Origin of the sequence: Halalkalibacter oceani (genome assembly GCF_023715605.1) — a bacterium.
GTDB classification, from domain to species: domain Bacteria; phylum Bacillota; class Bacilli; order Bacillales; family Bacillaceae_D; genus Halalkalibacter; species Halalkalibacter oceani.
Window position 1 is genome coordinate 201,411 of record NZ_JAMBOL010000001.1, and the last position, 14,071, is coordinate 215,481.

The 14,071-nt window shown below is 48.3% G+C and carries 11 protein-coding genes; 8 read left to right on the forward strand and 3 right to left on the reverse strand.

Annotated features, from left to right (window positions below):
* The first annotated feature begins 9 nt into the window (after positions 1-9).
* The 4 genes from liaF (at position 10) to M3202_RS01025 (ending at position 5,048) form a co-directional block, all read left to right on the forward strand.
* Positions 10-831, forward strand: a complete 822-nt coding sequence (gene liaF, locus M3202_RS01010) for a cell wall-active antibiotics response protein LiaF (RefSeq protein ID WP_251221513.1) — start codon at positions 10-12, stop codon at positions 829-831.
* Positions 828-1,904, forward strand: coding sequence for a sensor histidine kinase (locus M3202_RS01015; protein ID WP_251221514.1), 1,077 nt, complete (start codon positions 828-830; stop codon positions 1,902-1,904). The genes liaF and M3202_RS01015 overlap by 4 nt, the downstream gene beginning before the upstream one ends.
* Positions 1,879-2,511: a response regulator gene (locus M3202_RS01020; RefSeq protein ID WP_251221515.1), complete on the forward strand. Its 633-nt coding sequence runs from the start codon at positions 1,879-1,881 to the stop codon at positions 2,509-2,511. Before M3202_RS01015 ends, M3202_RS01020 begins: the two co-directional genes overlap by 26 nt.
* 389 nt (positions 2,512-2,900) lie before the next feature.
* On the forward strand, positions 2,901-5,048 hold the full coding sequence (locus M3202_RS01025) for a transglycosylase domain-containing protein (RefSeq protein WP_251221516.1): 2,148 nt from the start codon (positions 2,901-2,903) through the stop codon (positions 5,046-5,048).
* Between the two features lie 480 nt (positions 5,049-5,528).
* On the opposite strand, the gene M3202_RS01030 is transcribed toward M3202_RS01025, so the two are convergent.
* Complete coding sequence (locus M3202_RS01030; protein ID WP_251221517.1) at positions 5,529-6,764, reverse strand: EAL domain-containing protein; 1,236 nt, start codon at positions 6,762-6,764, stop codon at positions 5,529-5,531.
* Positions 6,765-7,031: 267 nt separating this feature from the next.
* Here M3202_RS01030 and hemE point away from each other — a divergent pair, with 267 nt between their 5' ends.
* Genes hemE through hemY form a run of 3 tightly spaced genes read left to right on the forward strand, consistent with a single transcriptional unit; the run spans position 7,032 to position 10,433 of the window.
* A complete protein-coding gene (gene hemE, locus M3202_RS01035; RefSeq protein ID WP_251221518.1) occupies positions 7,032-8,090 on the forward strand; it encodes a uroporphyrinogen decarboxylase in 1,059 nt (352 codons plus the stop codon).
* Between the two features lie 12 nt (positions 8,091-8,102).
* A complete protein-coding gene (gene hemH, locus M3202_RS01040) occupies positions 8,103-9,035 on the forward strand; it encodes a ferrochelatase (protein WP_251221519.1) in 933 nt (310 codons plus the stop codon).
* A 6-nt stretch (positions 9,036-9,041) separates the two neighbouring features.
* On the forward strand, positions 9,042-10,433 hold the full coding sequence (gene hemY, locus M3202_RS01045) for a protoporphyrinogen oxidase (RefSeq protein ID WP_251221520.1): 1,392 nt from the start codon (positions 9,042-9,044) through the stop codon (positions 10,431-10,433).
* Positions 10,434-10,761: 328 nt separating this feature from the next.
* On the opposite strand, the gene M3202_RS01050 is transcribed toward hemY, so the two are convergent.
* Positions 10,762-11,241, reverse strand: a complete 480-nt coding sequence (locus tag M3202_RS01050; RefSeq protein ID WP_251221521.1) for a hypothetical protein — start codon at positions 11,239-11,241, stop codon at positions 10,762-10,764.
* 467 nt (positions 11,242-11,708) lie between these two features.
* Between M3202_RS01050 and M3202_RS01055 the strand changes: the two genes are divergently transcribed.
* Complete coding sequence (locus M3202_RS01055) at positions 11,709-12,695, forward strand: aldo/keto reductase (RefSeq protein WP_251221522.1); 987 nt, start codon at positions 11,709-11,711, stop codon at positions 12,693-12,695.
* A gap of 352 nt (positions 12,696-13,047) precedes the next feature.
* Here the strand turns inward: M3202_RS01055 and M3202_RS01060 are convergent, their stop codons facing one another.
* Positions 13,048-14,058 (reverse strand): aliphatic sulfonate ABC transporter substrate-binding protein, encoded by a 1,011-nt coding sequence (locus tag M3202_RS01060; protein WP_251221523.1) that lies wholly within the window; start codon positions 14,056-14,058, stop codon positions 13,048-13,050.
* Between the last annotated feature and the right edge of the window lie 13 nt (positions 14,059-14,071).

Here is a 14,071-nt window from a genome sequence, read left to right on the forward strand (position 1 = left end):
AGCGGAAGCATGAAAAAACAAACCTTATTCGGGTTGGTCATCGTCATCATTGGGTTAAATCTTTTATTTCATGCGCTGCGCATTTCAACGGCTTCTTTTGTTGCACCGCTCATTTTCTTTGTCCTCGGGATGTTTTTTTACCAGAGAAAGCATACGTTTTTAAGCGTGATTTTTTTCATCATCAGCGTCAGTATTTTGTTTGATCTCGTGCTTGGCATGAACTTCATGGGGCTGCTTGTTGCAGCCGTGATTTTATATTACGGGGTCAAGCTTGTGAAATCACCAAGCTACAAAAAGAAAGAAAAAAGAGAAAAGAAGAAGCGCCGAAAGAGGGAGCAGGAACCAGAACAGCAGGAGCCGGCTGGCTTTCGTGAAAGAAGGGAACCGGCTGCTGTGCGGGAAGAAAAACAGAGTCCGGCCCCGCTTGCGTCTCAGGAGAAAGCCGGCAAAGAATATTTCACCGCGACCGTGCGCCGCAGCTGGATCGGTGACATTCATTATCGAGGGGAAGCATTTGAATTAAGTGATTTGACCATCTGGAACGGAATTGGCGATGTACGGATCGATTTGTCGCGGGCGATTATTCCGGAAGGGGAAACAGTGATCATCGTTCAGGGCGGCATTTGCCAGGTTGACTTTTATGTACCGAATGATCTTGCTACGAGTATCCAGGCATCGTCCCTCCTCGGTTCCGTTTCTTTATTTCATGAAAAGCACGAGGGGCTTAATTCCCAGCTTGCGATTGCGACGAAAGGGTATAAAAGCGCCCCGCGGCGGGTGAAGCTTGTGCTGTCCACCGTGATTGGAGAAGTGAAGGTGAGGGACATATGAGGAAGCGACTGGCCTTATTGCAATGGCAGTTTATTCGTCATAGCGTGATCGTTACTTCGCTGATCTCCTTCTTTTTTCTGTTTTTTATTACATATGAGGATCAACGCGGTCTGTTGCTTGTGTTTGACCGCCAGCTGGCCGGCTTTCCGATCATCGTCTGGATGCTTCTGCTGATCATTACGACCGGAATGATCAGCGGCTATTTGCAGGCTGCTCCGCTGCGGCGCCGGATTGATCAGCTCGTGCATGGAGCAACGCGCTATGAGCGCGGAACCTTCTCTCATCGGGTCGAGGTCGAGGGGGAAGACGAGATTGCGGAACTGGCGGCGAGAATGAATGGGATGGCTGCTCATATTGAAGAGCAGGTCGCCTCCTTACAGCGCCTCTCCGCAGAGCGTGTGCAGCTGCAGGAATCGGTGAAAAAAGCCGCCGTCACTGAGGAGCGCCAGCGTCTGGCCCGCGACTTGCATGACGCCGTGAGCCAGCAGCTGTTTGCGATTTCGATGATGACGGCCGCCATTAAAGAGAGCCTGAGTGCCGATGAGGCGGCCGCCCAGCAAATCGCCTTAGTTGAAAAAATGGCCAACACCGCCCAGGCTGAAATGCGCGCCCTCCTGCTTCACCTGCGCCCCGCGCATCTTGAAGGGAAAAGCTTGCATGAAGGAGTGGAAGCGCTGCTTGCCGAGCTTGAGCAAAAATATAAAATCAAGGTGCGGATGGTGATGGATGAGGATGTGCATATGCCGAAGGGGATCGAGGATCAACTGTTCCGGATGGTCCAGGAAGCGATCTCCAATGTGCTGCGCCATGCGAAGGCAAGTCGGCTTGACATGCAAATCAGACAGTCGGCGCGTGAGCTGAAGGTGAAATTAATTGATGATGGGGTCGGCTTTGATCCGAAAACGGTTCAGCAAGGCTCCTACGGTTTGCATACGATGAGGGAAAGAATGAATGAAATTGGCGGTACGCTTCACATTGTCTCGGTACCAGGAAAGGGCACGCAGGTGGAAGCCAACATTCCGGTTACATGGAAGGAGGGGGTAGACAATGATTCGGGTTCTGTTAGTGGATGATCATGAAATGGTAAGAATGGGGCTCTCAGCTTACTTGTCGACTCAGCCGGACATTGACATCGCCGGGCAGGCAAGCAACGGGCAGGAAGGGATTGATTTGGCGGTCGAACAAAAGCCGGACGTGATTTTAATGGATCTGGTGATGGAAGGAATGGACGGGATCGCGGCGACAGCGGCGATTACAAAGAAGCTGCCTGATGTAAAGGTAATCGTGCTGACAAGCTTTATCGATGATGAGAAGGTCTATCCCGTCATTGAAGCAGGGGCATTCAGCTATTTGCTGAAAACATCATCGGCTGCCGAGATTGCAAGCGCGATCCGCAGCGCAGCAAAAGGCGAAGCGGTCGTCGAAGCGAAGGTGACGAATAAGATGATGCAGCGGATGAGAGGCGCGAAGGAAAAGCAGCCTCATGATTCCCTGACCCCGCGCGAGCTTGAAGTTTTGCAATTGATTGGCGAGGGCAAAAGCAATCAGGAGATTGCCGATGAACTTTACATCGGGATTAAAACGGTAAAGACGCATGTCAGTCATATTTTGCAGAAGCTTGAGCTTGATGATCGGACGCAAATTGCGGTCTACGCCCACCGTTGCGGTCTCGTCAAATAACGGAGAGAAGGCATCGGCTTTGTTTTGGGCAGTTTGATCTTCACCCGTCGGATTGTCAGAAACCGGCTCTCCCTGAAAAACTTCCTTTTTCAGCAGCTTCCTCACAACGGGCATTAAGAAGATAGCTGAGAGGCCGGATCAAAAGGGCAAACAACCTTTTGATCCGGCCTTTTACCGTGTTACAGGAATGACAGCAGCTTTGTCCGGCAGGAAAGACCGTTTTCTGCGTCAAAACAAAAAAAGCCTGACTTAAGAGGGGGAGAAACGAGGCGATTTTATTTTTACTAATATAATATGCTACTCTTAAAGCATAAATCGACATTTCCAGACAACCGTGAAACAAAACTGGCATTTTATACGTATAAAGAAGGGAAAGGGGGTGGCTGCGAATGAAGAAAAAGCTCGTGTTTGGCATTTCTGCTCTGTTGGCAATGGTTCTTCTGGCTCTTATTATTTATCTTATTATTATTCTGGCAGGTCAGTATGTCGTCAACGACCAAAGTCTCGTCATGAAAACGACGACCTCGCTCGTTGATCAGGAAGGTCATCTGCTGACCCAGCTGTTTATCGAGAACCGTGAGCTCGTCTCAATCGAAGAGATACCAGAGCAGGTGCAGCAGGCATTCATCGCCATTGAAGACACACGCTTCCGTGAACATCTTGGGATCGACTTCCGTTCAATCGGCCGCGCTCTTTATCGGGATATACTCGCCGGGGCGAAGGTGGAAGGCGGGAGTACGATTACGCAGCAATTGGCGAAAAATGCTTTTCTGTCAAACGACAAAACATGGCTCCGCAAAACGAAAGAAGTGTTAATCGCGATGAACCTCGAGCGGCAGTACAGCAAGGACGAGATTTTGGAAATGTACTTAAACCGCATTTACTTCGGGCATGGCGCCTATGGCATTCAGGCTGCCTCGAAGCTTTATTTCAACAAGCCTGTCACTGAGTTGACCGTGGATGAAGGGGCGCTGCTCGCAGGACTTCCGAAAGCGCCGAACTCGTATTCCCCGCTTGTTGATCCGGAGAGAAGCAAGCAGAGGCGGGACCTCGTCCTGACGGTGATGGAACGGCAGGGCTATATAAGCGCTGAAGAAGCAGTCCGGCTGCAAGGGCGGACGGTAGCGGTGGATCATAACAGCATTTCTGAAAATGAAGCGTATTTAACGTATATTGATATGGTGTTGAATGAAGCTGAAGAGCGCTATCAATTGACGAATGAAGAGGTTCTTGAAGGCGGCTATACGATCGTTGTCCCGATGAACCGCCACGTTCAGGAAGCCGTTTATCAAAAGATTCGCGAAGACCGTTTTTTCCCGGAAGGAAATGAGGATGCGGAAGCGGCGTTTGTCCTGCTCGACGCAGAGACGGGCGGTGTTCTTGCCGTTCAGGGAGGACGCGAATATGTCAGAAAAGGATTAAACCGGGTTAATGTGAAGCGGCAGCCCGGCTCGGCCTTAAAGCCTTTATCGGTCTTCGCGCCGGCATTGGAAACGGGCATTTATCATCCTTATTCCTTACTGAAAGATGAATTACTTGAATATGAAGGTGGTTATACACCGCGCAATTATCAAAATGAATATGCGGGAAACCGGACGATGTATGAGTCGTTGACCCATTCTGTCAATGCGCCGGCTGTCTGGCTGTTAAATGAAATCGGCATTGAGCAGGCGTTGCCATTGCTAAAGCAATTTGGCCTTGAGCTGCCGGATCGTGGACTGGCGATAGCGCTCGGAGGCTTGCAGGAAGGCGTGACACCGCTCGATCTGGCTGCTGCCTACCGTGTGTTTGCCGAGGAAGGAAAACGGGTCGAGCCATATTTTATTCAGGCCATCTATGATCGGAATGGCCATCAAATCGGTGAGGCTCCCGTCGAGGAAGAAGCGGTCGTTTCTCCGCAAACAGCCTGGTATATGACGAGAATGCTTGAATCCGTCGTGAAGGAAGGCACGGGAACAAATGGTACGGTCAATAGCCCGCTTGCCGGAAAGACCGGGACGACGACTTACCCGGATGTCGAAGGGGCGACGATGGACGCCTGGTTTGTCGGCTATACGCCGACCGTGGTCGGTGCGGCGTGGATGGGTTATGATGTCACCTCGACGGATCATTATTTGCATGGTGGCAGCAGCTACCCGACTGTCTTGTTCAAGGAAATTATTAATGAGCTTCCTGGTGAGATGCGCGACGTTGCTTTCGAGAAGCCAATGGAGGTTCAGGAGCTCGACCCGCCTGTTGATTTGCCGGTGATAAACGATTTGGAGGCGACGATGGCGATGGGCGGCCGCGGGATGATGAGTGTTCAGCTGCTCTGGTCGGCGCTGGCTGATGAGCGGATCTATTATCAAATTTACGAGGTGGATGGCGGCGAGCGAACCCGGATCGCTACCGTTGTGAACGAGAATCATTATTTCGTCGGCTCACTCAATCCATTCTCGAAAAAACGCTATCAGGTTGTTCCATATGATTCAACGACGGAACAATCCGGGCAGCCGTCCAATGTCGCCGACGTTCATTTTCGTTTCGGCTTTCATTAGCAGCAGGTAAGGTGCCGGGAGAGGAAAGAGGAACGTCATTCCGCGATTAACGGTCAAAAGGGGAATTACCCACTATTTTTTGCCTGGGAACGGAATCACGTTCCTGTACCAAAAACAAAAACCATAAGAAGCTGATCTTACGCCACATTTGGCAGGATGCGTTGGACGAACGTGAAGGGGCTCGAAACAAATTCCATGCAGGCGATGCTTGGTTTTGCTGTCATGTAGCCGGAAAACCATACGAAAAAGCAACTACTGTATTTGCCTGAATGTCGAGCGGATGAAATAGACGAAGACTCCTGCGGGAGAAAAAGCAACGGTGAGACCCCACAGGGCGGTAGCCCGAGGAGGCTCACCAGCTTCCCGCGGAAAGCGAAGTCTATTTCAGGAGCGATGGATTTCTCTCTTTTCATTTGTTCGGATCGTCATATAGAAATACGTTTGACCAGCTTCGATTTTTTGTCTACGGTCTGAAGCGGCCTAGTGACAGGCCGCTTTGTTTTCATTGTCTGCCAGAGGGAGGGTAAGGTCGATAAACAGGTAAGTGTCCTCACAGACGGGATAGGAGAAGGTCTGAATCATCTCGTTTGGATCGTGATCAGTATAAGGCTCAGACAGTATGCCTCTTTGATTCAGCTCCATTTGAACGATGTTTTTCAGAAAATAGGGCCGCCAGCTCCAGTTTTTTTGCCGGTAATGATGAAGCACTGTCCAATCGGAGCGGGAGTGGCGCTGGTGATTGCCGGAAAGCTGATAGCCAAGCCGGTTGCACATATAAGCGCGGAAGCAGTGCTCCGGAAGAGTGGCGCAAATTTCTTGCACATATTGGTCATAATCGGCGGAGAAAGGGGTGGTCGGCAGCGATTGCTGCAGAAGATGATTCAGCTCTTCCTCAAAAGAATAATGTTTTTTCAGCCGTTCTATCTCCGCCTGAATCATTCGCTCCAGCTGATCGTGCATGTTCTCAACAGAACGGACGGTTTCAATCAGCGTCGGCTGTGGTTTTGAAAAAAGAAAGCCCTGATAATACTGAGCGCCATTTTTCCAGGCATTTTCAAGCAAATCAAGCGTTTCAATCCCTTCAAAGAGCAGCTGGGCGCCAAGGCGCTGGGAGAGAATTGAAAGGGCATGAAGAACGTCACGGTGCGACTGGCTGTTGGCACTTTTTTTGACGAGATTTAAATCGACCTTCAAAATATGGGGCTGAAGCAGGGCGACTCGTTCAAGGTTGCTGAATCCCTTTCCTAAATCATCGACGGCGATTCGGCAGCCAAGCTGGCGATATTTTTGTAAACGCTCTAAAAAAGCGGGAACATTCGTAGAAAAATCCGTTTCGGTAATTTCCAGTACAAACTGCAAAGGCTTGATTACAGGATGAGTATCAAGAAGGGCAGTCAGCTGTTCGTAAAAGAGAGCATCCTCTTCTTCGGTAAAAATATCCGAATCAAGATTGAAAAAATAAGATTTCTGCAGGCCGGCATGGTGATGAATCGCTTTTAACGCTTTTGTCCGAATGTGACGATCAACGCGCTGCTTTCTTTCTTTGTCGACCGTTGGCTGATGAAAGAATGGTCCAAGGCTGATGACATTCTTTCCGGCCCGGTAACGGCCCAGTATTTCATAGCCGACAATCGTCCGCTGATCGGCTCCGACAATAGGCTGAAAGTAGGGAAGGATATGTTCTTCCTCATATGAATACGTCGCTTCTGTCTTCATCGCTCTCCTCCTTGTCAACGTCCGTCTGTCTATCTAGATACCTTTATTTTATCAGTTTCTGAAAAAGGGAAACGGAACTGTGGAGGATTACCTGACAAGGTTTCCGATCAGATGACATTCATCAATTTTATGACAGTTTGCCAAGATGGCTATACAGGGCCAAATTGGGTCATTATAGTAGGAGATGCGATGTAATTTATTAAGAGATTACAGTAAAATAAAGAAGCAGTGTAGTGGAATGTTTGAAATCTGTCGAGAACGACAGAAATGAAGAGAGGGTGTAACTACGTGGAATTTAATGATCAGTTTTTAAAGGCGTGTCGTGGAGAGGCTCATAGCCATGTGCCGGTCTGGTATATGAGACAGGCGGGGCGTTCACAGCCGGAATATAGAGAGCTTAAGGAAAAGTATTCATTGTTTGAGATTACCCATCAGCCAGAATTATGTGCCTATGTCACAAAGCTTCCGGTCGATCAGTATCAAAATGATGCCGCCATTTTGTATAAGGATATTATGACCCCGCTCCCGGCGATTGGCATTGATGTCGAGATCAAATCCGGCATTGGTCCCGTCATTGCCGATCCGGTACGCTCGAGGCAGGATGTGGAACGGCTTGGCGACATTACCCCGGAAGCCGATGTCCCATATGTGCTGGAAACGATTAAGCTGCTTCGGACTCAATTAACGGTTCCGCTTATTAGCTTTGCCGGCGCGCCATTTACGCTGGCGAGCTATATTATTGAAGGTGGGCCTTCAAAAAACTACAATAAAACGAAAGCATTTATGTATGCCGAGCCAGAGGCCTGGTATTTATTAATGGATAAACTGGCGGAGATGACGATTACATATGTGAAAGCTCAGGTTGCTGCCGGAGCTCAGGCGATTCAAATTTTTGATTCGTGGGTTGGGACGCTGAATGTCGCTGATTACCGCACGTTTGTCAAACCGGTGATGAATAAGATTTTTACAGCGCTCAAAGCAGAAAACATTCCGCTTATTATGTTTGGCGTCGGAGCCAGTCATCTGATCCATGAATGGAATGACCTCCCGCTTGATGTCATCGGTCTGGATTGGCGTCTGTCAGTGGCTGAAGCGCGCGAGGCCGGAGTGAAGAAGACGGTTCAGGGAAATCTCGATCCGGCGATTTTGCTTGCTCCATGGGAAGTGATTGAAGATAGAACGAAAGCGATTCTGGATGAGGGAATGAAAAGTCCGAATTTTATTTTCAACCTTGGTCACGGTGTTTTTCCAGAAGTGCAGCCTGAGACATTAAAGCGGCTGACCGCGTTCGTCCATGATTATTCCGCTAGTAAAATGAAACGTTGAGGTGAAAAACAAATGGCAAAGAAAAAAATAGGCCTGTTGATGATGGCCTATGGAACTCCGAGAACGAAGGAAGAAATTGAGCCTTACTATACGCATATTCGTCATGGGCGCAAGCCGTCGGCGGAAGCGGTGGAGGAGCTGACTGAGCGCTATGAAGCAATCGGCGGCATCAGCCCGCTGGCAAAAATTACTGAAGATCAGGCGTTAAGCCTGGAGAAGTATTTAAATGAAAGCAATGACGACGTCGAGTTTAAAGCTTATCTCGGCTTGAAGCATATTCACCCGTTTATTGAAGATGCGGTCGCCGATATGAAAACGGACGGGATTGAGGAGGCGGTCAGCCTTGTTCTCGCTCCTCATTATTCGACGTTCAGTGTCAAGTCCTACAACAGCCGGGCTGAGCAGGAATCAGAGAGAATCGGCGGGCCTCGAATTCGGACGATTGAAAGCTGGTACAAAGAGCCGCTCTTTATCGAATACTGGGCGACGCAGCTGAAGCAGACGATGGCGCAAATCGCCGATCAAGAAAAGGCGTGTGTCGTCTTCTCGGCGCACAGCCTGCCGGAAAAAATTCTCGAAATGGGCGATCCATACCCTGAGCAGCTCCAGGAAACAGCCGATCTGATCGCAAAAGCAGCCGGAATCCGCCATTATACAATCGGCTGGCAAAGTGAAGGCAATACGCCAGACCCGTGGCTCGGCCCCGACGTTCAGGATCTAACCCGGGAGCTGTACGGCAAACATGGCTATACGTCCATCATTTATTGCCCGGTCGGTTTCGTCGCCGATCATTTAGAAGTGCTGTATGATAACGACTATGAATGCAAGGTCGTATGTGATGATCTCGGGATCGACTATTTCCGGCCAGAAATGCCGAACGCCAAGCCGGAGTTCATTCGCTGTCTCGCAGCCGTTGTGCAGAAAAAGCTTGCAGAGAAAGAGTGAGAGCAGATGTCAAATGCGAAAAAAAGAATTGCTGTCATTGGCGGAGGAATCACAGGGCTTGCGGCTGCCTACCGGCTCGAGCAGGCAGAAGGGGTGGAGTATCAGCTTTATGAAAAGGCTGACCGCCTCGGCGGCAAAATTCAAACCGAGCTTGTCGACGGCTTTGTCATTGAGCGTGGCCCGGACTCCTTTCTCGCCCGGAAAGAAAGCATGTCTAGGCTGGCGCGTGAAGTCGGCATGGAGTCCGAGCTGCTTGCCAATGATACGGGGCAGGCTTATGTATTGAAGGGTGAGCGGCTCTACCCAATTCCAGGGGGCGCTGTGATGGGAATTCCGACAGAAATCAAGCCGTTTCTCAGCACGTCCCTTTTTTCAACCGCCGGTAAGCTGCGGGCGGCGCGCGATCTTTTCTTATCGCCAACGGTCAAAGGAAATGAGGACATTTCATTGGGCCATTTCTTCCGCCGGCGGCTTGGCGATGAAGTTGTGGATCATTTAGTAGAGCCGCTTTTGTCGGGAATTTATGCCGGCGACTTAAACAAGCTGAGCCTGAAGGCGACCTTTCCGCACTTTCAGCAGCTTGAGCAGAAGTACGGCAGCCTCGTTCGCGGAATAAAAGCGACACGGACGCCGCAGCCAAAGGCGATGGACAAGAAGTCCAAAGGGATGTTCCTCAGCTTCAGACAAGGGCTGGAGTCATTTGTTCATGCGATTGAACAGCAGCTTGATCCGGCCTCTGTCCGCAAAAATGCCGATCTAAGCTTCATTCGCAAAGAAGGGGAGCGCTACCTTATCGGGCTGGCGGATGGAACAAGTGAATCATTCGATCATATTATTATGACGACTCCGCCGCATGTGACCGCTCAGCTGCTTTCGGCGTATCCGTACTTTGATTACTTGCGGGAGATGGAAGCGACAACCGTGGCGACGGTGGCGCTCGCTTTTAAGGAAGAAGCTGTTCACAATCCTTATGAAGGAACGGGCTTCGTCGCTTCGAAAAAAAGCCCGTATACGATCACGGCATGCACATGGACTCATAAGAAGTGGCAGCATTCCACTCCGCCGGGATACGCGCTTTTGCGTTCGTATGTCGGACGACCGGATGATTCTTCGATTGTGGAGCAAAGCGATGAGGAAATTGTCGAAACCGTGCTTCATGACCTGAAGCAGATTATGGAGATTGAAGGGCAGCCCGAATTTTTCCGGGTGACGCGCTGGAGACAATCAATGCCGCAATATCATGTCGGTCACACATTTAAAATCGCCAAAATCAAAGAAGACGTCGCGCGAAACCTGCCTGGTCTTCATCTTTGCGGAGCTGCTTTTGAAGGGGTTGGCCTGCCGGATTGCATTGACCAGGGAGAAGCCGCGGTCGCCCGAATTATCCAAACATCGTAATGTATGCGAAAAGCAGCAAAATTCTGTGAAAACGGAAGATAGATGAAAATGAAAGACGCTTTCATACGGATTGTTATCGCTTTCTTGAAATAATGAAGACTTTGCCAAAAGGTCACGTCAGTACGATAATAAAAGTATCTTAAGCAAAGGAAAGAAGGTTATTTCAGTGAAAAAGCTTTTCGCTACAATCAGAGATATTGTAACCGAGTATAACGAGCTGCGTGCCCGCGTCGATAAAATGATGGAAAGATAATAACTTTTCTCAAAAGCCCTTCTCTGCCTGATGGTGGAGGAGGGCTTTTTTTATAACGCAGCAAAGCTGAGAATCTTAATCGAGCGGATCGACCTTTTTACCGTATTTCAGCAGGTCATAAATCGCCATCGCATCACTTGGATGGTCATCGGAATACCTTGCCGGAAACAGAGAAAAAAAGACAAAGTAAATCGAAAAATAGACAAAGTTATAAAAAAAGATATGTGGAGGGAGAACATCGCTGTGAATCAGCCCGTTCACGATACAGATCGAAATAATATTAAAGAGAGACCCGCCAAGAAAAATCATAATATGAGAGAAGGTCGTATCCTTTTTCAGCTTTTCATACTGGAAGAAGGAATGCCAAAAATAGATCCGGCGAATTTCAAAGCAGCCAATTTTACATAACCGTTTCCCTGCACCGAGGGAAAACTGTAATTTCCCGCCGAATAGCCAAACAAAAAACACATGACCAGCTTGATGGATTAAGGAGATCAGCGGCAAAATTACGAGTAGCGAAACAAGAAAAATTGGAATATCCGCAAGTGTAAACATCTCATTTTCCTCCTTTGCTACAATGAACTGTTTTCTTCTATTGCCAACCGTATCCAAAAATAATCTTCTTTTTTTATGGAAAGTTGTAAAATTGAATGGGGTAAATGGTGGCGGACCGGCATGGAGTGTGCCGGTCCGTTTTAAAGTCTAAAAAATCCGTATTCATCCTAAAGCGATTTATTTATCCAGTGCCAGTTTTAATCGTTTTCGTTTGCTGTAAATAGTGATCAAAAGTAACATCATCGCAATCCAGAAAGGGGGCTGATGGAATGTATGCTTGAGGGTTAAAAGTTGGTAGAGAAACAATCCTTAGTAGCAGAAGCTAGAGGAGAACAGATTATAGTAGCATCGATTAGGACACTTGCTGATATTGGTTATCCTACTTATGAGAGGTTTAAACCTTAAGATGAACGGTAAAAGATGATAACGGTAAAAGATGATTATGAATGAAACAGGAGGAGAATGACATGGATAACATAAAAGCATTACTGACTCAAAAAATAGGACTTGGAACAGCACCACTTGGCAATATGTTTCGTGAAGTGCCGGAAGAAGAAGCACAAGCGACGATCGAAGCGGCCTGGAATGCCGGGATTCGTTATTATGATACAGCACCATTTTACGGGGCAGGACTGGCCGAGCTTCGCTTAGGTACATTTCTTTCTAACAAAAACCGTGATGATTATGTTTTAAGTACAAAAGTTGGTCGTGTCATTGAAGATGAAACCGAGGAAAAAGAAGGACTTTTTGAGTACGGCCGAACCAATAAAGTTACGACAGACTACTCTGCAGAAGCGACCCATGCCTCCATCAACCAAAGCATGGAAAGACTGCAAACCACTCGACTGGACTTTGTATTTGTGCACGACCTCTCACCTGATTTTCATGGAGACGAGTGGATCGCCAAATTTGAAGAAGCGCGAACAGGTGCCTTCCTTGTTCTTGATGACTTAAAGGAACAAGGCGTCATAAAAGGATGGGGGCTGGGCGTAAACACAACAATTCCAATCGAGCTTGCCCTTCAACTTGAAGAAGTACATCCAACTATTTGCTTACAAGCAACCCAATACACACTTCTTGATCATGAAGATACTCTTCGCAGAATGATGCCTGAAGTCGAGCAATCAAAATCAGCCATTGTTGTAGGTGCACCGTATAGCTCGGGAGCCCTGCTTGGCGGAGATCACTATAACTACGGTGAGATCCCACCAGACGTTCAAACGAAAATTAACAAATTAACAGAAGTAGCAGAGTCTCACGGCGTCAGTCTAAAAGCAGCAGCGCTACAGTTTTCAACAGCGCATCCAGCTGTAGCTGCGGTCATTCCTGGATCAACGAGACCCGATCGCATTGAGGAAGACCTCGAAGCCTTGCGAGAGAAAATCCCAGAAGCATTCTGGCAGGAATTAATTGAAAAACAACTCATTTCAGCAGTCGCACCTTTGCCGTTGTAAAGGAATAAAGTGTACCTTTGTAAAGGACATTTTCATAAAGCCTAAGCTACTTCTAAAAGATGGGCACTGCACGATAGCGTAAAATAGTTTGTGTAAATGAATAAAAGCGCTTTTCTAGTAGAATAAAGTTAGCGTTAACTAACTCATTAACAGATAAACAAAGAGCTGTGGTTAGATTCTCTATAAAACCAGTTACTAAAAAGTACTGTAGGCTGGACTACTAATCCACAGCGTTGCTTTTAGTATAAAAAACGATACTAAAAAAAGCACTAGAGGTAGCGAACCTCTTGTGCTTAATATACAAGGCTGGACAAAAGGTAATAACAACCTTTTGTTCAGCCTCTTGTCTTTTTTATTCTGCTAAAATCTCATCAAGCCGTGATGTGTCGACGAGTCCGTCTAAGTCAGGGTCCTGATCCATAAATTTTAACTCATAGGATGCGTTTGCCCATTCCTGTAGGGCATCTGGGTACGTTTCGGTCGTCACCTTCATCCGATTCCACGCTTTTTCAAGCACTGGCTCCGGCAGGCGGTTTTGCGTCAGATCATACAAATGATCGTTAATGGTCGTCAACGTATCAGCGACATCCGCTTCTGTATAGTCGACCGCTTCCTTATGACCACGGAGAACAGCATCCACCGCTTCCGGATTTTCTTCGAGATATTGCTTTGATGTAACCACGACGACACTAGGCAATGTTTCGCCTAAGAAAACCTGGTCCCATTCGGCGACGACATTGGCATTATGCTCTTCGACAAGGAATGTTCCCCAAGGCTCAGGAGCAGCAGCGGCGTCAATTTGTCCTTGTTCAAACATCGCGACCATATTGGCCGGCGCAATACGGGACTGATGCTCGACCGTTCCACCGACGCGGTTTGATTCTAGTCCGATATCCTTCAGCATAATTTCAAGCTGAACGTTGTGAGTGCAGCCGTTACCAGGGGTACAGAATGATTTGCCGCCAAAGTCCTCCAACGTTTCAATCCCTGAATCTTCACGTGAGACGATTAATGTCGCCCCGTTGGCCGCAGCGCCGAGAATGACAATATCTCCTCCCGCGAGGAAATAGTTAATTGCCGGACCAGGCCCTACATAGCCGATATCCAGATTTCCTGTTTCCAGCGCATCAATAAAATCATTTCCATTAGGAAAATGAGTGTATTCCGCTCCTCTGTCCCCGAGCTGTTGATCAAAAAAGCCTTTCTCTTTGCCGACAATTGCCGCGGCATGATCGAGATTAGGAAAATAACCGATTCTTACAGGACCGTCTTCCGTAGAGGAACTGCCCGTGCCGCCGGCTCCGCATGCTGTTATCGTCGCCAGCAGTAAAGCAGCTCCCGTCATTTTTAACCATTTTTTCATCGTTGTTTCTCCC

What these genes read in the sequence shown, in the direction of transcription:
- liaF (WP_251221513.1), top strand. Translation starts at nt 10, where the DNA reads ATGAAAAAACAAACCTTATTCGGGTTGGTCATCGTCATCATTGGGTTA.
- M3202_RS01015 (WP_251221514.1), top strand. Translation starts at nt 828, where the DNA reads ATGAGGAAGCGACTGGCCTTATTGCAATGGCAGTTTATTCGTCATAGC.
- M3202_RS01020 (WP_251221515.1), top strand. Translation starts at nt 1,879, where the DNA reads ATGATTCGGGTTCTGTTAGTGGATGATCATGAAATGGTAAGAATGGGG.
- M3202_RS01025 (WP_251221516.1), top strand. Translation starts at nt 2,901, where the DNA reads ATGAAGAAAAAGCTCGTGTTTGGCATTTCTGCTCTGTTGGCAATGGTT.
- M3202_RS01030 (WP_251221517.1), bottom strand. Translation starts at nt 6,764, where the DNA reads ATGAAGACAGAAGCGACGTATTCATATGAGGAAGAACATATCCTTCCC.
- hemE (WP_251221518.1), top strand. Translation starts at nt 7,032, where the DNA reads ATGAAGAGAGGGTGTAACTACGTGGAATTTAATGATCAGTTTTTAAAG.
- hemH (WP_251221519.1), top strand. Translation starts at nt 8,103, where the DNA reads ATGGCAAAGAAAAAAATAGGCCTGTTGATGATGGCCTATGGAACTCCG.
- hemY (WP_251221520.1), top strand. Translation starts at nt 9,042, where the DNA reads ATGTCAAATGCGAAAAAAAGAATTGCTGTCATTGGCGGAGGAATCACA.
- M3202_RS01050 (WP_251221521.1), bottom strand. Translation starts at nt 11,241, where the DNA reads ATGTTTACACTTGCGGATATTCCAATTTTTCTTGTTTCGCTACTCGTA.
- M3202_RS01055 (WP_251221522.1), top strand. Translation starts at nt 11,709, where the DNA reads ATGGATAACATAAAAGCATTACTGACTCAAAAAATAGGACTTGGAACA.
- M3202_RS01060 (WP_251221523.1), bottom strand. Translation starts at nt 14,058, where the DNA reads ATGAAAAAATGGTTAAAAATGACGGGAGCTGCTTTACTGCTGGCGACG.